19 protein-coding genes are annotated in these 16,838 nt (G+C 62.6%); 6 read left to right on the forward strand and 13 right to left on the reverse strand.

Annotated elements, in window-relative coordinates; genetic code table 11:
• Positions 1 to 4: 4 nt before the first annotated feature.
• From metW to PSH78_RS01880, 5 genes are all read right to left on the reverse strand, one after another.
• Positions 5 to 625, reverse strand: coding sequence for a methionine biosynthesis protein MetW (gene metW, locus PSH78_RS01860; protein WP_305498166.1), 621 nt, complete (start codon positions 623 to 625; stop codon positions 5 to 7).
• Between the two features lie 7 nt (positions 626 to 632).
• The gene (locus PSH78_RS01865; protein WP_305498167.1) at positions 633 to 1,772 is read right to left on the reverse strand and encodes a homoserine O-acetyltransferase; all 1,140 of its coding nucleotides are present in this window, start codon (positions 1,770 to 1,772) and stop codon (positions 633 to 635) included.
• A 272-nt stretch (positions 1,773 to 2,044) separates the two neighbouring features.
• Positions 2,045 to 2,635: a YggT family protein gene (locus PSH78_RS01870; protein ID WP_305498169.1), complete on the reverse strand. Its 591-nt coding sequence runs from the start codon at positions 2,633 to 2,635 to the stop codon at positions 2,045 to 2,047.
• A 10-nt stretch (positions 2,636 to 2,645) separates the two neighbouring features.
• Entirely contained in the window at positions 2,646 to 3,464 is an 819-nt protein-coding gene (gene proC / locus PSH78_RS01875) for a pyrroline-5-carboxylate reductase (RefSeq protein ID WP_305498170.1), read from the reverse strand.
• A 28-nt stretch (positions 3,465 to 3,492) separates the two neighbouring features.
• Positions 3,493 to 4,185 carry a YggS family pyridoxal phosphate-dependent enzyme gene (locus PSH78_RS01880; protein ID WP_305498172.1) on the reverse strand — a complete coding sequence of 231 codons (693 nt, stop codon included), beginning with the start codon at positions 4,183 to 4,185 and terminating at the stop codon, positions 3,493 to 3,495.
• A 55-nt stretch (positions 4,186 to 4,240) separates the two neighbouring features.
• Here PSH78_RS01880 and PSH78_RS01885 point away from each other — a divergent pair, with 55 nt between their 5' ends.
• Positions 4,241 to 5,275: a type IV pilus twitching motility protein PilT gene (locus tag PSH78_RS01885; RefSeq protein WP_305498174.1), complete on the forward strand. Its 1,035-nt coding sequence runs from the start codon at positions 4,241 to 4,243 to the stop codon at positions 5,273 to 5,275.
• Positions 5,276 to 5,423: 148 nt separating this feature from the next.
• Here the strand turns inward: PSH78_RS01885 and PSH78_RS01890 are convergent, their stop codons facing one another.
• The gene (locus PSH78_RS01890) at positions 5,424 to 6,035 is read right to left on the reverse strand and encodes a C40 family peptidase (protein ID WP_305498175.1); all 612 of its coding nucleotides are present in this window, start codon (positions 6,033 to 6,035) and stop codon (positions 5,424 to 5,426) included.
• 249 nt (positions 6,036 to 6,284) lie between these two features.
• Between PSH78_RS01890 and PSH78_RS01895 the strand changes: the two genes are divergently transcribed.
• Positions 6,285 to 6,713, forward strand: a complete 429-nt coding sequence (locus PSH78_RS01895; protein ID WP_305498177.1) for a TM2 domain-containing protein — start codon at positions 6,285 to 6,287, stop codon at positions 6,711 to 6,713.
• 123 nt (positions 6,714 to 6,836) lie between these two features.
• Here PSH78_RS01895 and PSH78_RS01900 read toward each other — a convergent pair whose 3' ends face one another.
• The 7 genes from PSH78_RS01900 to gshB form a co-directional block, all read right to left on the reverse strand.
• Complete coding sequence (locus tag PSH78_RS01900; RefSeq protein WP_305498179.1) at positions 6,837 to 8,108, reverse strand: dihydroorotase; 1,272 nt, start codon at positions 8,106 to 8,108, stop codon at positions 6,837 to 6,839.
• Positions 8,105 to 9,109, reverse strand: coding sequence for an aspartate carbamoyltransferase catalytic subunit (locus PSH78_RS01905; protein WP_003177495.1), 1,005 nt, complete (start codon positions 9,107 to 9,109; stop codon positions 8,105 to 8,107). Before PSH78_RS01905 ends, PSH78_RS01900 begins: the two co-directional genes overlap by 4 nt.
• A 24-nt stretch (positions 9,110 to 9,133) precedes the next feature.
• Complete coding sequence (pyrR, locus tag PSH78_RS01910; protein ID WP_305498180.1) at positions 9,134 to 9,640, reverse strand: bifunctional pyr operon transcriptional regulator/uracil phosphoribosyltransferase PyrR; 507 nt, start codon at positions 9,638 to 9,640, stop codon at positions 9,134 to 9,136.
• Between the two features lie 82 nt (positions 9,641 to 9,722).
• On the reverse strand, positions 9,723 to 10,160 hold the full coding sequence (gene ruvX / locus PSH78_RS01915; protein ID WP_305498182.1) for a Holliday junction resolvase RuvX: 438 nt from the start codon (positions 10,158 to 10,160) through the stop codon (positions 9,723 to 9,725).
• A complete protein-coding gene (locus PSH78_RS01920; RefSeq protein ID WP_305498183.1) occupies positions 10,160 to 10,729 on the reverse strand; it encodes a YqgE/AlgH family protein in 570 nt (189 codons plus the stop codon). The genes ruvX and PSH78_RS01920 overlap by 1 nt, the downstream gene beginning before the upstream one ends.
• Before the next feature lie 190 nt (positions 10,730 to 10,919).
• Positions 10,920 to 11,816, reverse strand: coding sequence for an energy transducer TonB (locus PSH78_RS01925; protein WP_305498184.1), 897 nt, complete (start codon positions 11,814 to 11,816; stop codon positions 10,920 to 10,922).
• A gap of 96 nt (positions 11,817 to 11,912) precedes the next feature.
• Positions 11,913 to 12,884: a glutathione synthase gene (gshB, locus tag PSH78_RS01930; protein WP_305498186.1), complete on the reverse strand. Its 972-nt coding sequence runs from the start codon at positions 12,882 to 12,884 to the stop codon at positions 11,913 to 11,915.
• Positions 12,885 to 13,108: 224 nt separating this feature from the next.
• Between gshB and pilG the strand changes: the two genes are divergently transcribed.
• The 4 genes from pilG (at position 13,109) to PSH78_RS01950 (ending at position 16,715) form a co-directional block, all read left to right on the forward strand.
• Complete coding sequence (pilG, locus tag PSH78_RS01935) at positions 13,109 to 13,537, forward strand: twitching motility response regulator PilG (RefSeq protein ID WP_305498188.1); 429 nt, start codon at positions 13,109 to 13,111, stop codon at positions 13,535 to 13,537.
• Positions 13,538 to 13,585: 48 nt separating this feature from the next.
• Positions 13,586 to 13,951, forward strand: a complete 366-nt coding sequence (pilH, locus tag PSH78_RS01940; RefSeq protein WP_186612056.1) for a twitching motility response regulator PilH — start codon at positions 13,586 to 13,588, stop codon at positions 13,949 to 13,951.
• A gap of 10 nt (positions 13,952 to 13,961) precedes the next feature.
• Positions 13,962 to 14,501, forward strand: coding sequence for a chemotaxis protein CheW (locus PSH78_RS01945; RefSeq protein ID WP_305498192.1), 540 nt, complete (start codon positions 13,962 to 13,964; stop codon positions 14,499 to 14,501).
• 153 nt (positions 14,502 to 14,654) lie between these two features.
• Complete coding sequence (locus PSH78_RS01950) at positions 14,655 to 16,715, forward strand: methyl-accepting chemotaxis protein (protein WP_305498193.1); 2,061 nt, start codon at positions 14,655 to 14,657, stop codon at positions 16,713 to 16,715.
• The last annotated feature ends 123 nt before the right edge of the window (positions 16,716 to 16,838 follow it).

The raw sequence follows: 16,838 nt of genomic DNA on the forward strand, positions 1-16,838 counted from the left end.
GTGCTCACACCGCGACCTTGTGGTCGGCGAGGCCCGGGCTGCTGACCCGATAGATGCCTATTTCACCTAACAGATTAGGCCATAGCTTGCTGGCCCACCCGTGGCGGTGCTGCTGGTCCACCGCCAGGCGATCGATGACCTTGGCCTTGCGTTCGCGGCACAGTTCTTCGAAATCCTCGAAGGTGCAGAAATGGATGTTCGGCGTGTTGTACCAGGTGTACGGCAGGAACTCCGAGACCGGCATCCGCCCCTTGCTCGCCAGGTACCAGCGGCAGCGCCAATGGCCGAAATTGGGGAAGGTGATGATGCACTGGCGGCCGACCCGGAGCATTTCGTCGAGGATCTTGTCCGGGTAATGCACGGCTTGCAGGGCCTGGGTCATGACCACGATGTCGAAGCTGTTGCTGGCGAAGTTGCCCAGGCCCTTGTCCAGGTCCTGCTCGATGACATTGATGCCCTTGGCCACGCACTCGGCGATGTTGTCCGGGTCGTTTTCCAGGCCGTAGCCGGTGACTTGCTTGTTGTCGCGCAGCCAGGTCAGCAGTTCGCCGTTGCCGCAGCCCAGGTCGAGCACGCGGCTGCCGGCGGGGATCCATTCCTGGATGATGTCCAGATCGGCTCTCATGGCGTCCTCACAGCGTAATACGGTTCATGTAGTTGCCGAACGCCTGCAGGTAGCGCGGGATCGGAATCAGAAAGGCGTCGTGGCCCTGGGGCGCGTCGATTTCCAGGTAGCAGACGTCCTTGCGCGCGGCCATCAGCGCGTCCACCAGTTCCCGGGAGCGGGCCGGGGAGAAACGCCAGTCGGTGGTGAACGACATCACGCAGAACCTGGCGGTGGCGTTGGCGAAGGTTTTCGCCAGGTTATCGTCGAAGTTCGCCGCCGGATCGAAGTAATCCAGCGCCTTGGTCATCAGCAGGTAGGTGTTGGCGTCGAAGCGCCCGGAGAATTCCTCGCCCTGGTAGCGCAGGTAGCTTTCCACCTGGAACTCGACGCTGTGGAAGTCGTAGTTGAGCTTCTCGCTCTTGAGCCCACGGCCGAATTTCTCGCCCATGGAATCGTCGGACAGGTAGGTGATGTGTCCGACCATCCGCGCCAGCATCAGCCCGCGCTTGGGAATCACGCCGTGCTCCTGGAACGAGCCGCCGTGGAATTCGGGGTCGGTAAGGATCGCCTGGCGCGCCACTTCGTTGAACGCGATGTTCTGCGCCGACAGCTTGGGCGCCGAGGCGATCGCCAGGCAGTGGCGCACGCGGTCCGGGTAGGTGATGGTCCATTGCAGCGCCTGCATGCCGCCGAGGCTGCCGCCGATCACTGCCGCCCATTGGCCAATACCGAGGCGGTCGGCCAGGCGCGCCTGGCTGTGGACCCAGTCTTCCACGGTCAGCACCGGGAAATCGGCGCCGAACGGCTTGCCGGTGTCCGGGTTGATGCTGCTGGGACCGGTGGAGCCGTTGCAACCACCGAGGTTGTTAAGGCTGACCACGAAAAACCGGTTGGTGTCGATGGGCTTGCCGGGGCCGATGCAACTGTCCCACCAGCCTGGCTTGCGGTCGTCGACGCTGTGGTAGCCGGCGGCGTGGTGGTGCCCCGACAGGGCGTGGCAGATCAGCACGGCATTGCTCGCCGTGGCATTGAGGGTACCGTAGGTTTCGTAGATCAGGTCATAGGCTGGCAACGAACGACCGCAGGCCAGGGCCAGGGGCTCGCTGAAATGCGCCATTTGCGGCGTCACCAGACCAACGGAATCGGGGGGAAAGGCAGCTGGCATCGACCCTGCTCTCGTTGAAATGAGGCGTAAGTCTAAAGACCGCTGGGGTTAGCGGCAAGCAAAGGGCGCAAGCGGGGAATCCAACGGTTGCGAGGGTATTTATTTGTGGCGAGGGGATTTATCCCCGTTGGGCTGCGAAGCAGCCCTGAAACCTGAGTATGCGGAGTATCAGGCTGACCGAGTTGTCTGCTTTGGGGCCGCTTCGCGGCCCAGCGGGGATAAATCCCCTCGCCACAGACAGGTCCTTTGCCACAGGGATCAGGTTGCCTGGATCAAATAAGCACCCGCAAGATCTCCGGCATCATGGTCATCGCCGCCAGGTTGTTGATCACCAGCATGTCGATCAGCTTGATCACCATGAACGCCAGGATCGGCGAGATATCCAGGCCGCCGAGGTTCGGCACGATGCGGCGGAACGGCGCCAGGGCTGGCTCGCAGATCTGGTTCACCAGTTCGGCGCCCGGATTGTGGCTGGCCGGCGCGACCCAGGACAGGATCACACTGATGATCATGGCAAAGAAGAAGATGTTCAAAAACAGCGCGGCGACGCCAATGAGCGACCAGATCAGCAGTTGCAGCGGGTTGCCGGTGGTACCGTAGGTCAGCAGCAGAGTCAGGGCCATCAGCGCCAGTTGCACGAGAATCGCCAGCACCAGCGACGACATGTCCAGGCCGAACAGGCTCGGGATGATCCGGCGCAGGGGCTTGAGCAGCGGTTGGGTCGCCTTGACGACGAACTGGCACAGCGGGTTGTAGAAGTTGGCGCGCACCAGTTGCAGCACGAAGCGCATCAGCACGATCAGCAGGTACAGGCTGCCGAGGGTTTGCAGGACGTAGACCGCTGCAGTGTTCAATCCAATCATGAATGGCTCCTTATTGGCCCAGTTGTTCGGCCATTTCGGCCGAGCGGTGCGCGGCGGCGCCGAGTGCTTTTTCCACCAGGGCTTCGAAGCCCCCGGCCTGGAATGATTTGATGGCCGCTTCGGTGGTGCCGGCCGGCGAGGTCACGCGGCGACGCAATTCCGCTGCATCGACATCGCTGGACACCGCCATGTGAGCGGCGCCGAGAGCAGTCTGCAAGGTCAGCTGGGCAGCGATCTCGCGGCTCAGACCGAGTTTTTCTCCGGCGGCGGTCATGGCTTCGATCAGCAGGAAGAAATACGCCGGGCCCGAGCCGGAGACTGCGGTGACCGCGTCCAGTTGCTGCTCGGTGTCCAGCCACAGCGCCAGGCCCACGGCTGACAACAGCTCTTCAGCCTGCTGGCGCTGCTCGGCGCTCACCTGTGCGGTGGCGAACAGGCCGCTGACGCCCTGGCGCAACAGCGCCGGGGTGTTGGGCATGCAGCGCACGATCGGCTGGGCGCCGAGCCAGCTGTTCATGCTGGCGCAGGTAATGCCGGCGGCAATCGACACCACCAACTGATGAGGCTTGAGGTGCGGACGAAGTGCCTCGCACACGGACTTCATGGCTTGCGGCTTGACGGCCAGCACGATGACGTCCACACCCTCGATGGCCTGGGCGTTGTCGGCGAAGGTTTCGACGCCGTGCTCGGCGCTCACCCGCTTGCGGGTCTCTTCACCCGGATCGCTGGCGCGGATCATGGATGCGTCCAGGCCCTTGGCCCGCAGGCCGCCGATCAGGCTGGCGGCCATGTTGCCGGCGCCGATGAAGGCAATACGCGTGTTGCTCATGACAGGTCCTTATAAAGAGATGAGTGAGTCAGCTGGGCGCTTGGCCGTAGTCACGCGCCCCAAACAGCGCCGTGCCGATACGTACCCAGGTGGCGCCTTGGGCAATGGCGGATTCAAGGTCATGGCTCATGCCCATGGACAACGTGTCCAGCGGCAGGTCCAGGCTGGCTTGCAGCTGTTGAACGGTTGCGAAGGCGGCATCCTGTTCGGCGCGATCGTCGGTTGGTTCGGGAATCGCCATCAACCCCCGCAGCTTGAGGCGCGGCAGCGTGCTGATGGCGTTGGCGAGGGCGGGCAGGTCCGCTGGCGTACAGCCGGACTTGCTGGCTTCACCGCTGACGTTGACCTGGATGCAGATGTTCAGCGGCGGCAGGTCGGCCGGGCGCTGCTCGGACAGGCGTTGGGCAATTTTCAGGCGATCCACGGAGTGCACCCAGTCGAAATGTTCGGCGATAGCGCGCGTCTTGTTCGATTGAATGGGGCCGATGAAGTGCCAGATCAAGGGCAGGTCGGTCAGTTCGGCCTGCTTGCCCAGCGCTTCCTGCAGGTAGTTCTCGCCGAAATCCCGCAGGCCTGCGGCATGGGCTTCGCGCAGGGCCCGGGCCGGCTTGGTCTTGCTCACCGCCAGCAGCTGGACGCTGTGTCCCGGGCGCTGGGCGGCCTGCTGCGCGGCATGGATGCGCGATCTAACCTGAGCAATGTTGTCTGCTATGGTGGTCATAAAGAGAGGCCAGCGGTCTGAGGTTCGCGGCATTCTACTGGAATTGAGGAGCGCTATGGATATCACTGAATTGCTGGCGTTCAGCGCCAAACAGGGGGCGTCGGACCTGCACCTGTCCGCCGGGCTGCCGCCGATGATCCGCGTGGACGGCGATGTACGGCGAATCAACCTGCCGGCGCTGGACCACAAGCAGGTTCATGAGCTGATCTACGACATCATGAACGACCGCCAACGAGTGGATTACGAAAAGTTTCTGGAAACCGATTTTTCCTTCGATGTACCCGGCGTGGCGCGATTTCGGGTCAATGCCTTCAACCATAATCGGGGCGCGGGGGCCGTATTCCGGACCATTCCTTCAAAAGTCCTGACCATGGAAGACCTGGGGATGGGCGAGGTGTTTCGCAAGATCACCGAGGCTCCTCGCGGACTGGTGCTGGTAACCGGGCCGACCGGTTCAGGCAAGTCCACCACCCTGGCGGCCATGATCGATTACCTGAACAGCCACAAGCACCATCACATCCTCACCATCGAAGACCCCATCGAATTCGTGCATGAACCGCGCAAGTGTCTGATCAACCAGCGTGAGGTGCATCGCGATACCCAGGGTTTCTCCACGGCCCTGCGCTCGGCCCTGCGGGAGGACCCGGATGTGATCCTAGTGGGGGAAATGCGCGACCTGGAGACCATTCGCCTGGCGCTGACCGCCGCCGAAACCGGGCACCTGGTGTTCGGCACCCTGCACACCACGTCGGCGGCCAAGACGATTGACCGGGTGGTGGATGTGTTTCCGGGCGACGAGAAGTCGATGGTCCGCTCGATGCTCTCGGAGTCGCTTCAGGCGGTGATCTCCCAGACGCTGGTCAAGAAGATTGGCGGCGGCCGGATCGCGGCGCACGAGATCATGCTGGGCACTTCGGCGATCCGCAACCTGATCCGCGAAGACAAGATCGCGCAGATGTATTCATCGATCCAGACCGGCGGCTCGCTGGGGATGCAGACGCTGGACATGTGCCTGAAGGATCTGGTCAGCAAGGGGCTGATCAGCCGCGAGCATGCGCGGGAGCGGGCGCGTACGCCGGATAATTTTTAGAGATGTGGCGCTTTTGCAGGCCTCATCGCGAGCAAGCTCGCTCCCACACTTGATCTTCAGTGACCACAGAAATTGCGTTCGCCGCAAATCAAATGTGGGAGCGAGCTTGCTCGCGATGGGGGCCTCAGCTAGAGCAAAAAAGGCTGGATCAGCGCTGAACGACCCGCATCGCCCCCGGCTCTTTCGGCAGCACGCGCTTGGCAACCACGTAATGGGTGTTCCAGTACGGCTTGTTCAGGGTGTCGATGGTCACCGACTTGCCACGGCGTGGGGCGTGGATGAAGCGGTCGTTGCCCAGGTAGATGGCCACGTGGTTGACCCGACGGCTCTTGAGCTTGAAGAAAATCAGGTCGCCAGGCTTGAGGTCCTTGCGCTCGACTTTCTCGCCATGGCCGGCTGCCATCGCATTGGAGGTGCGCGGCAGGTCGAACGTGGCGTCGTTGAACGCGTATTTCACCAGACCACTGCAATCGAAACCTTTACTTGGGCTGCTGCCGCCCCAACGGTAAGGTGTGCCGAGTACATTCACGGCGCGGCTCAGCACATTGCTGGTCGTTTTGGTCGCCATAGGAGGCACCAGCCGACTGTGAGCGTTACTCACACGCTGGACGCTTTGCCTGTTTTTGCTCGATGGAGCAGAAACGTGGGATTTGGGCGTATAGCCGTTGATGTTCGGAAGACGTTGCTCACGATTGGTGGCGTGGGCGGCCAGTGGCAATAATAGGCAAATGGTCAGCCATGTCTTGAAAAATGGACGCATTAGGCAGGGCTCATAAAGGTTAGCGCGCAACTTTATAACAGCTTTTTTCGGCATTCCGAGGCCGTTTGTCGATCCGGAACCCAGCGCAAACCCGGCATAATTGCGACAATTTGACCTGGTTGTCCGACAGAACCCCCGTATTCCGGGCGTTTCCCCGGCGCGAGTCGCTCAGAACCGCTTGTCGGCGAGACACATAAAAGTCACAAAAGATCCGAACAAATTTTTCTATCGAGGCAAAAGAGGCCATTCATGAACAGCTATCAGCAGGGCGCAATCCGCGATACCCACAGCAAAGTCATCGGATATCTGCTGTGGATTCTCGGGTTTACCGGCGCTCACCGTTTCTACTATGGCAAGCCGGTCACCGGCACGATCTGGTTTTTCACCTTGGGACTGCTAGGCATCGGTTGGTTGATCGACCTGTTCCTGATCCCGGCCATGGACCGCGAAGCCGACCTGCGTTTCACCCCGGGACCCATCGAATACAGTGTCGCGTGGATTCTGCTGACGTTCCTCGGGGTGCTGGGCGTGCATCGCATGTATCAAGGGAAGTGGCTCAGCGGGATCATCTACCTGCTGACTGGCGGGGTGTTTTTCCTTGGGGTGCTGTATGACTTCTGGACGCTGAACGATCAGGTGTCGATTCGTAATGCGCAGAAGCGGGGGGCTTTCCAGTAAGACCGAGTTGCCTGCATCGCGAGCAGGCTCGCTCCCACATTGGATCGAGGTGTCCACGGATCATGTGTTCACTGAAGATCCCTGTGGGAGCGAGCCTGCTCGCGAAAAGGGCGACGCGGTTTGTCAGGCCTGGTGGGTAATCCGCCCATCCATCAAGGTGTAGCGCACCACGCCCGGCAGGCTGTGGCCGAGGAATGGGCAGTTGTCACCCCTGGAACGCCAGGCTTCGCCGGCCACGGTGGAGGCAGCCGGGTCGAACAGCACCAGGTCCGCCGGCGCGCCCACCGCCAGTTTCCCGGCTGGCAGTTGCAGCGCCTGGGCCGGGCCAGTGCTCAGGCGTGCGAGCAGGGTCGGCAGGTCCAGCAAACCGTCTTCCACCAGCGTCAAGGCCAGCGGCAGCAGCAGTTCAACGCTGCTGATGCCCGGCTCGGTGGCGCCGAACGGTGCCAGCTTGGCATCGCGTTCGTGGGGTTGGTGATGGCTGGAAATGGCCGAAATCACCCCGGACTTCACCGCCTCGCGCAAGCCGTCGCGGTCGGCGCGGGTGCGCAGCGGCGGCTGGACGTGATAGACGCTGTTGAAGTCGATCAGCGCTTCGTCGGTCAGGATCAGCTGATACAGCGCTACATCGGCGGTCACCGGCAAGCCTCGGGCCTGGGCCTGGGCGATCAGCGCGGCGCCACGGGCACTGGTCAGTTGGCTGAAGTGCGCGCGTACACCGCTCTGCTCGACCAACAGCAGGTCCCGGGCCAGGGCCACGGTCTCGGCGGTTTCCGGGATGCCCGGCAAGCCGAGGAAACTGGCGGTCGGGCCTTCATGGGCCAGGCCACCCTCAGCCAGGTCGTGGTCCTGGGAGTTGAAGATCACCGTCAGGCCGAAAGTCGCCGCGTATTCGAGGGCGCGGCACAGGGTCCGGGTATTGCGGAAACTGTTGAGGCCGTTGCCGAACGCCACGCAACCGGCATCACGCAGGGCGATGAGTTCGGCCAGTTGTTCGCCTTCCAGGCCTTTGCTCAGTGCGCCAATCGGAAAGACCTTGGTGTTGCCGGCCTCGCGGGCGCGGTCGAGGATCAGCTCGGCCACGGCCGAGGTGTCCAGTACCGGTTTGGTCTGCGGCGGGCAGCACAGGCTGGTTACGCCACCGGCGGCGGCGGCGCGGGTTTCGCTGACGATGCTGCCTTTGCGGCTGTAGCCCGGCTCGCGCAGGGCAACGTTCAGGTCAACCAGGCCGGGCGCGGCCACCAGCCCTTGGGCGTCGAGGACCTCGGCCGCCACGAAGCCTGTCGGCGCGGCGCCGAGGGCGACGATCTTGCAGGCATCGATATGAATGTCAGTCACTTGATCCAGGCTGCTGGCCGGATCGATCACGCGTGCGCCGAGAATGCTGAGCTTCACTGGGCGTTCTCCTGGTCGAATTGGCGCTGGGCCGTTTGCCCGCTCATGGCCATGGACAGCACGGCCATGCGGATGGCGATGCCGTAGGTCACCTGGTTGAGGATCACCGAGTGCGGCCCGTCGGCCACCGCCGACTCGATCTCCACGCCGCGATTGATCGGCCCCGGGTGCATGACGATGGCGTCCGGCTTGGCGCCGGCCAGGCGCGCGGTGGTCAGGCCGAACAGGCGGTAGAACTCGCCTTCGCTGGGCAGCAGGCCGCCGGTCATGCGCTCGCGTTGCAGGCGCAGCATAATCACCACGTCCACATCCTTCAGGCCTTCGGTCATGTCGGTGTAGACCTTCACGCCGTATTGTTCGACGCCGATGGGCAGCAGGGTTTTCGGCGCGATCACGCGGATGTCCGGACAGCCGAGGGTCTTGAGCGCGAGCATGTTCGAGCGGGCCACCCGCGAGTGCAGGATGTCGCCGACGATGGCCACCGACAGGTTCTCGAAGCTGCCCTTGTGCCGACGGATGGTCAGCATGTCCAGCATGCCCTGGGTCGGATGAGCGTGACGGCCATCGCCACCGTTGATGATCGCCACTTGCGGGCACACGTGCTCGGCAATGAAATGCGCCGCGCCGGAGTCGCCGTGGCGCACGACGAACATGTCGGCGGCCATGGCTTCGAGGTTGCGCAGCGTGTCGAGCAGGGTTTCGCCCTTGCTCGCCGAGGATGTCGACACGTTCAGGGTGATCACGTCCGCCGACAGCCGCTGGGCCGCCAGTTCGAAGGTGGTGCGGGTACGGGTGGAGTTTTCGAAGAACACGTTGCACACGGTCTTGCCGCGCAGCAGCGGGACTTTTTTCACCGCCCGGGCGCCAACTTCAAGGAACGAGTCGGCGGTGTCGAGGATTTCTGTCAGCAGCTCGCGGCGCAGGCCGTCGAGGGACAGGAAGTGCCGCAGCTGGCCCTGATCGTTGAGCTGCAGCGGGCGCTTGGTTTCGAGAGGCGTCATCGCGATGGACTCTGGCAAGGGCAGTTAAAGGGCGAGGTCTTGCAGTTCGAGTTGCAGCGGCGCCGGGCCGGAAAGCTTGACCCGTTCATGGGCCGCCAGCGCCAGCGTCGCGCCGACCACGTTGGGGCGGATCGGCAGTTCGGCGGCGTCCAGGTCGAGCAGGCAGACCAGGGTCACGCTGGCCGGGCGACCGTAGTCGAACAATTCATTCATGGCGGCGCGGATGGTCCGCCCGCTCATCAGCACGTCGTCGATCAGCACCAGGTGCTGGCCTTCGATCTCGAACGGCAGCGCCGAAGGGCGTACTTGCGGGTGCAGGCCGTTCTGGCTGAAGTCGTCGCGGTAGAAGGACACGTCCAGGGTGCCCAGCGGCGAGTCGCTGCCCAGTTCATCGAGCAAGGCCTGGGCAACCCAGACGCCGCCGGTGCGAATGCCGATGTAGCGCGGTTCGCTGATGCCACGTTGTTCCAGGTGCGCCGTGAGACGGATCGCCATCTGGCTGATCAGTTCGGCAGGATTGGGCAGGCTCATGCTGGCTCCTTCAGGTTTGCGGGTCGGTGCTCATGACTCGGCTTGTCGCTAGAAAAAAGCGCCTCGGCGGCGCTTTCAAAAATCAGGTTTCGAACAGGGCGGCGTTGGCATCAAGCCAGCCTTGCAGCAGCAGGGCGGCGGCGATGGCGTCCACCGGATTGTCGCGGTAACTGCCTTTCTGCCCGCCGCGCATCAGGCGCTCGCCCTTGGCCTCGAAGGTGGTCAGGCGTTCGTCATGGGTATAGAAGGGCAGATTGAAGCGGCCATTGAGCCGGCGCGCGAATTTTTCCGCACGCAGGCACATGTCGCTGGGCGTGCCATCCATGTTCAACGGCAGGCCGACCACCACGGCGTCGGGTTTCCATTCCTTGATCAGCGCTTCGACCTGGTTCCAGTCCGGAACGCCGTTCTGCGCTTTTAATGTGCACAGCTCGCGGGCCTGGCCGGTAATGACCTGGCCGACCGCGACGCCGATCTGTTTGGTGCCGTAATCAAAGCCCAGCAGCAGGCGCAGGGCCATCAGGCGTGGCCCGCCTGGCTGGTAAGCAGGCCCAGGTTCACGCCCAATCGGCTGGCCGCCGCTTCCAGGCGCAACTCGCTGCTGGTGTTGAACAGGATGTCGGCATCGAACGGGCACGTCAGCCAGGCGTTGTCGGCCAGCTCGGCTTCCAGCTGCCCGGGTTCCCAACCGGCATAGCCCAAGGCGATCAGGCTTTTTTCCGGACCGACGCCGTCGGCAATGGCAAACAGCACGTCCTGGGAAGTGGATAGCGATACGCCGTTCAGATCAACGGTGGCCTGGAATTTGGGACCCGACGGATGGAGCACGAAACCGCGATCGGTCTGCACCGGCCCGCCGATGAAAATCGGCACGTGCTGGCACAGAAGTGGCGGTTCGACCTCGGGACGCAGTTGCTCAAGGATATCCGCCAGGTTCAGCTCCTGCGGGCGGTTTACCACCAATCCCATGGCCCCATTAGCCGTGTGCTCGACGATGTAGGTCAAGGTATGGGCAAAGTTCGGATCGGCCATGTGCGGCATGGCAATCAGGAAGTGATGCTTGAGGTAGGTGGGGCTGACGTTTTTCATAGGCGCTAGTGTGGCGGCGCATGGCCGAACTGACAAGCCGGGGATGTGCTGCAAATGGTCCGGCTCAGGCAAATTCCCTTGTGGGAGCGAGCCTGCTCGCGATGCGGTGTATCAGTCGCCATCCATGCTGAATGACCAATGGCTTTCGCGAGCAGGCTCGCTCCCACAGGATATTGTTACTGTCTGAAGATCAGTTACTGGACAGCCGATCACCCCGGGCAAATTTCCAGGTGCGGATGATTTCCAGGCGGTCGATGTCCGACAGGTCCCCGGTGAACGGCGCGAACGGCGCGGCCAGGCGCACGATCCGCTGGGCGGCCTGGTCCAGCAGCGGCTGGCCGGAGGACTCAAGCACCAGCACCTCATACAGCGAGCCGTCGCGGTTGATCGAAACCATCAGCCGCAAATTGCCGTAGATCTGTTTGCGCCGGGCTTCCTCGGGGTAGTTCAGGTTGCCGATACGCTCGACCTTCTTGCGCCATTCATCCTTGTACCAGGCGCCCTTGTCGCGCATGGTCGACGCGGCGCTCAGGCGGTGGATGCGCGGGCGCTTGGCGTACAACTGCTGTTCCTGGGCCAGTTCGGCCTCCAGGCTGGCGATGTCGCTGGACAGCTGGGAGCTGTCGAAGGTCGGTTCCGGCGCCTTGGGCTTGGGATCGGGCTTGACCTCTTCCTTGATCGGGGCCTTTTTCGGCTTCGGCGCGGTAGTGGTCACGGCGGCCTTGGGCGCGGTTTCCTGGACTTCCGGCTTGGCGGCTGGCGGAGGGGTGATCTTCTGGACCTTGTTGTCCTGGAACGGCGCGATCTCGGTTGTCTTGGGAATCGCTTTGTTTTCCAGGGTGCCGCTGCCCTGCTGGTTCTCCTGAGCAAGGAAATCGGCCTTCTGGGGCTTGGTTTCGCTCTTGAAGGTCGCCAGGGTGATTTCCAGGGTCTGGCTGATCTGCTTGGGTTCGACCGTGGCAAACCCGACGCCCAGCAGCACCGCCAGGTGGATCAGTGCCGCCAGGAACAGGGTAAAACCGAGGCGATCAGCCGGGCGCACGCCACGATGGGCGAGCTCTTGGGGCAGATCGGACGGGAGTGTCATGACAAAAAAACCAACATCGCGGGTTTCACAGGCCGGGCATGATAACGCAATGTTGGTTTTTAGCTTCAAGCCTCAAGCTGCAAGCGACAAGCTGCATCAGGCTTGCCGCTTGTGGCTTGCCGCTTGCAGCTGCTTCTCGATGGCATCCATCAGCATCCCGCCGATGTCGGTGCCAAAGGCATTGTCGATCTCGCGGATGCAGGTCGGGCTGGTGACGTTGATCTCCGTCAGGTGCTCGCCGATCACGTCCAGGCCGACGAACAGCAGGCCTTTCTCGCGTAGCGTCGGGCCGACCTGGGCGGCGATCCAGCGGTCCTTGTCGGTCAGCGGGCGGGCTTCGCCACGGCCGCCAGCCGCCAGGTTGCCACGGGTTTCACCGGCCGCCGGGATGCGCGCCAGGCAATAGTCCACCGGTTCGCCGTCGATCATCAGGATGCGCTTGTCGCCGTCGATGATGGCCGGCAGGTAACCCTGGATCATGATCTGCTGCTTGCCATGCAAGGTCAGGGTTTCGAGGATTACCGACAGGTTCGGATGGCCGGCGGTGTGACGGAAGATCGACGAACCGCCCATGCCGTCCAGCGGCTTGAGGATCACGTCGCCGTGGTGATCGGCGAATTCGCGCAGCACGTCCGGACGACGGCTGACGATGGTCGGCGGCGTGCACTGCGGGAACAGCGTGGCGAACAGCTTCTCGTTGCAGTCGCGCAGGCTCTGGGGCTTGTTGACCACCAGCACACCGGCGCTTTCGGCCTGCTCCAGCAGGTAGGTGGAGTAGACGAACTCCATGTCGAACGGCGGATCCTTGCGCATCAGGATCACGTCCAGGTCGCTCAGCAGCGCGTCGCTTTCCGCGCCCAGTTCGAACCACTTCTCGGGGTTGGCGAAGACCTTCAGCGGCTTCATTCGCGCGCGCGCCTGGCCCTCGGCCTGGTAAAGGTCGCGCTGTTCCATGTAGAACAGCTCCCAGCCGCGCTTCTGAGCGGCCAGCAGCATGGCCAGCGAGCTATCCTTCTTATAGGAAATGCTGGCGATTGGGTCCATGACAATGCCGACGCGTACGCTCATGGCTTGGTTCCTCGAAAATGGGGTGGGCACGAATGGCTTGAAAAAGTGGCGTCAGAGTGGCGCCCCGAAGTTTGGCGGTCAAGGAAAAACCGCCGTGCCGAGCGGCTGATAGATCGGCGATGGAGACTGTGCTAAAAAGGCTGCCATGTGACGTGCGGGCCTTGAACATCAAGGGTTTGCGCTGTCGATCACACTTACGCGTTAAAAACCGGTTTGCAGTGGCAATGGCAGAGCATCTCACGCAGCAGCAACCCAGCGCCTTGAAGGTCATGGTCATCGACGACTCGAAGACCATCCGCCGCACGGCCGAGACCTTGCTGCGCAACGTTGGCTGCGAGGTCATCACGGCGGTCGACGGCTTCGACGCCATGGCCAAGATCGTCGACCACCATCCAGGCATCATCTTTGTCGACATCATGATGCCGCGCCTGGACGGTTACCAGACCTGTGCCCTGATCAAGAACAACAGCGCCTTCAAGGCGACGCCGGTGATCATGCTGTCGTCCCGCGACGGTCTGTTCGACAAGGCCAAGGGGCGCATCGTCGGCTCCGATCAGTTTCTGACCAAGCCTTTCAGCAAGGAAGAATTGCTGGGCGCGATACAGGCCCATGTCCCGGGTTTTGCCGCTGTCCAGTCGCACCAGGCACATTAATGACGCTCGGCCTTCGGCCTGGGGTCTACAGAAGAAATGGGGAACACCATGGCACGAGTTCTGATCGTCGATGATTCGCCGACCGAAATGTACAAATTGACCGGCATGCTGGAAAAACATGGCCATCAGGTCTTGAAGGCCGAGAATGGCGCCGACGGCGTGGCCCTGGCCCGCCAGGAAAAGCCCGACGCGGTGCTGATGGACATCGTCATGCCCGGCCTCAACGGGTTCCAGGCCACGCGCCAGCTGACCAAGGACCCGGACACCGGGCATATCCCGGTCATCATCATCACCACCAAGGACCAGGAAACCGACAAGGTCTGGGGGACCCGCCAAGGGGCGAAGGACTACCTGACCAAACCGGTGGACGAAGAAACCCTGATCGCGACCTTGAACAAAGTACTGGCGGGTTGAACGCGCGGCCATGAGCCACTCCCTGACCGCATTCGAACTGTTGCTTCAGATCGATCGGCGCTGTCGGCTGCTGGGCGCGGACCTGCCGTCCCAGCCAACCCATCGCGACAGTTGGAGCGGGATCGGCTTTCGCCTCGGCGAGCATTGGTACGTGGCGCCCATGGGCGAGGTCAGCGAAGTGCTGCACGAGCCGCGCTACACGTCGTTGCCCGGAGTCAAGCCATGGGTTCGCGGAGTGGCTAACCTGCGCGGGCGTTTATTGCCGCTGATGGACCTGTGCGGTTTTTTCGGTCACGAGCTGTCCAGTGTGCGCAAGCAGCGGCGGGTGCTGGTGGTCGATAACGAAGAAGTCTTCGCCGGCTTGCTGGTGGACGAAGTCCTCGGGCTGCAGCATTTCGCCCAGGGCAGCCTGGAACCGGTTGCGCCGGGCCACCTCGATGGTCCGGAATCGGCCTTCGTCCAGGGCGGTTTTCCTGGCGATCGGCAGTGGCAGGTGTTCAGCCCGTTTGCCGTGACACGTTCGCCAGGGTTCATGGATGTGGCGGTTTGACAGAATGCAGCGCTGTCCCTGTGGGAGCGAGCCTGCTCGCGAAGGCGCCAGTACAGTCAACATTGATGCAAGCTGTACCGCCGCTATCGCGAGCAAGCTCGCTCCCACATTGGAATGGCGGTGGTTTGGGGTTTTGGGGACAGGCGAGTACCGATGATCAAAGCAAAAACAGGCAAGCCTCTGGAAGCGTCGCGCAGTCGGTCGCAGATCATCGTGCTGTTCGTCGCGTTGATTGTCTTCATCATGCTGTTGTTCGCCAACTTCGCGTACCTCAACACCCAGTCCACCTATGACAAACAGTACATCGGCCACGCCGGTGAGCTGCGGGTGCTGTCACAGCGCATTGCCAAGAACGCCACCGAAGCCGCGGCTGGCAAGGCCGCCGCGTTCAAGTTGCTGAGTGATGCGCGCAACGATTTTGCCCAGCGTTGGGGGTACCTGAAGCAAGGCGACCCGGTGACCGGCCTGCCTCCGGCGCCCGCCACCCTGCGCCCGCAGATGCGCGCGGTACAGCTGGACTGGGAGCGCTTGCTGAAGAACACCGATGCGATTCTTTCCAGTGAGCAGACCGTCCTGTCGCTGCACCAGGTTGCCGCGACCCTCGCCGAAACCGTGCCGCAACTGCAGGTCGAATACGAAAAAGTCGTCGAAATCCTCTTGCAGCGAGGCGCCCCGGCTTCACAGGTGGCCATGGCCCAGCGCCAATCATTGCTGGCCGAGCGGATTCTCGGCGCGGTGAATACCGTATTGGCCGGCGACGAGAACGCCAGCCAGGCTGCCGACACCTTCGGCCGTGACGCCGCGCGTTTCGGCCAGGTGCTCAATGGCATGCTGCAAGGCGACCCGACCTTGAAGATCCCCCAGGTCCAGGATCGTGACGCCCGGGCGCGCCTGACGGAAATCAGCGAGTTGTTCGAATTCGTCTCGGGCTCGGTGGACGAAATCCTCGAGACCTCCCCGGAGCTGTTCAAGGTCCGCGAGTCGGCGGGCAACATCTTCAACCTGTCGCAGACCCTGCTCGACGAAGCCTCTCACCTGGCCACAGCGTTCGAGAACCTGGCCGGCGGCCGTTCCGTCAACAGCATCGGCGGATATGTGCTGGGCCTGCTGGCACTGATGTCGATCATCCTCATCGGCCTGGTGATGGTGCGTGAAACCAACCGCCAATTACGCGAAACCGCGGAAAAGAACGAGCGCAACCAGAACGCGATCATGCGCCTGCTGGATGAAATCGAAGACCTGGCCGATGGCGACCTGACCGTTACTGCCTCGGTCACCGAGGACTTCACCGGGACCATCGCCGACTCCATCAACTATTCGGTGGATCAATTGCGCGATCTGGTGGCGACCATCAACCTCACGGCCGGCCAGGTGGCCGCCGCCGTGCAGGAAACCCAGGCCACGGCGATGCACCTGGCCCAGGCATCGGAACACCAGGCCCAGCAAATTTCCGAAGCTTCGACTTCAATCAATGAAATGGCCCAGTCCATCGACCAGGTATCGGCCAACGCGGCCGAGTCGTCGGCGGTGGCCGAGCGCTCGGTAGAAATCGCCAACAAGGGCAACGAGGTGGTGCACAACACCATTCATGGCATGGACAACATTCGCGAGCAGATCCAGGACACCGCCAAGCGCATCAAGCGCCTCGGTGAGTCGTCACAGGAAATCGGCGACATTGTCAGCCTGATCGATGACATCGCCGACCAGACCAACATCCTTGCGCTCAACGCGGCGATCCAGGCGTCCATGGCGGGTGATGCCGGTCGGGGTTTTGCGGTGGTGGCCGACGAAGTGCAGCGCTTGGCGGAGCGCTCCTCGGCGGCTACCCGGCAGATCGAGACACTGGTGCGGGCGATCCAGGCCGACACCAACGAAGCGGTGATCTCCATGGAGCAGACCACCACCGAGGTGGTGCGCGGTGCCCGACTGGCCCAGGATGCCGGCGTCGCCCTGGAGGAAATCGAGGGCGTTTCCAAGACCCTGGCGGCGCTGATCCAGAGCATCTCCAACGCGGCGCAGCAACAGACCACCTCGGCGGGACAGATTTCGCTGACCATGAACGTGATCCAGCAGATCACCAGCCAGACCTCGTCCGGCTCAACCGCCACGGCCGAGAGCATCGGCAACCTGGCGAAAATGGCCAGCCAGCTGCGCCGCTCGGTGTCGGGGTTTACTTTGCCGGCGGCGCCTGTGGCGGATGAGGATAAGGTGTGACTGGGCTGCACTTTCCTGGCTATGGAGATCTTCTGTGGCGAGGGGATTTATCCCCGCTGGACAGCGAAGCAGTCCCAAAATAGCCAGTCTGGAACATTGATATTGGATTCTGCATTGCTGGGG

The sequence above is a fragment of the Pseudomonas sp. FP198 genome, assembly GCF_030687895.1.
Lineage (GTDB): Bacteria > Pseudomonadota > Gammaproteobacteria > Pseudomonadales > Pseudomonadaceae > Aquipseudomonas.

Bases quoted from the DNA above. Each gene is read 5' to 3' on its own strand.
- PSH78_RS01885 (WP_305498174.1), top strand. From the start codon at position 4,241: ATGGATATCACTGAATTGCTGGCGTTCAGCGCCAAACAGGGGGCGTCG.
- ruvX (WP_305498182.1), bottom strand. From the start codon at position 10,160: ATGGCCCTGCGCCTGCTGCTGGGCTTTGATTACGGCACCAAACAGATC.
- PSH78_RS01950 (WP_305498193.1), top strand. From the start codon at position 14,655: ATGATCAAAGCAAAAACAGGCAAGCCTCTGGAAGCGTCGCGCAGTCGG.
- pilH (WP_186612056.1), top strand. From the start codon at position 13,586: ATGGCACGAGTTCTGATCGTCGATGATTCGCCGACCGAAATGTACAAA.
- PSH78_RS01880 (WP_305498172.1), bottom strand. From the start codon at position 4,185: ATGACCACCATAGCAGACAACATTGCTCAGGTTAGATCGCGCATCCAT.
- PSH78_RS01920 (WP_305498183.1), bottom strand. From the start codon at position 10,729: ATGAAAAACGTCAGCCCCACCTACCTCAAGCATCACTTCCTGATTGCC.
- PSH78_RS01870 (WP_305498169.1), bottom strand. From the start codon at position 2,635: ATGATTGGATTGAACACTGCAGCGGTCTACGTCCTGCAAACCCTCGGC.
- pyrR (WP_305498180.1), bottom strand. From the start codon at position 9,640: ATGAGCCTGCCCAATCCTGCCGAACTGATCAGCCAGATGGCGATCCGT.
- PSH78_RS01890 (WP_305498175.1), bottom strand. From the start codon at position 6,035: ATGCGTCCATTTTTCAAGACATGGCTGACCATTTGCCTATTATTGCCA.
- PSH78_RS01895 (WP_305498177.1), top strand. From the start codon at position 6,285: ATGAACAGCTATCAGCAGGGCGCAATCCGCGATACCCACAGCAAAGTC.
- PSH78_RS01925 (WP_305498184.1), bottom strand. From the start codon at position 11,816: ATGACACTCCCGTCCGATCTGCCCCAAGAGCTCGCCCATCGTGGCGTG.
- PSH78_RS01865 (WP_305498167.1), bottom strand. From the start codon at position 1,772: ATGCCAGCTGCCTTTCCCCCCGATTCCGTTGGTCTGGTGACGCCGCAA.
- PSH78_RS01945 (WP_305498192.1), top strand. From the start codon at position 13,962: ATGAGCCACTCCCTGACCGCATTCGAACTGTTGCTTCAGATCGATCGG.
- pilG (WP_305498188.1), top strand. From the start codon at position 13,109: ATGGCAGAGCATCTCACGCAGCAGCAACCCAGCGCCTTGAAGGTCATG.
- metW (WP_305498166.1), bottom strand. From the start codon at position 625: ATGAGAGCCGATCTGGACATCATCCAGGAATGGATCCCCGCCGGCAGC.
- PSH78_RS01905 (WP_003177495.1), bottom strand. From the start codon at position 9,109: ATGACGCCTCTCGAAACCAAGCGCCCGCTGCAGCTCAACGATCAGGGC.
- gshB (WP_305498186.1), bottom strand. From the start codon at position 12,884: ATGAGCGTACGCGTCGGCATTGTCATGGACCCAATCGCCAGCATTTCC.
- proC (WP_305498170.1), bottom strand. From the start codon at position 3,464: ATGAGCAACACGCGTATTGCCTTCATCGGCGCCGGCAACATGGCCGCC.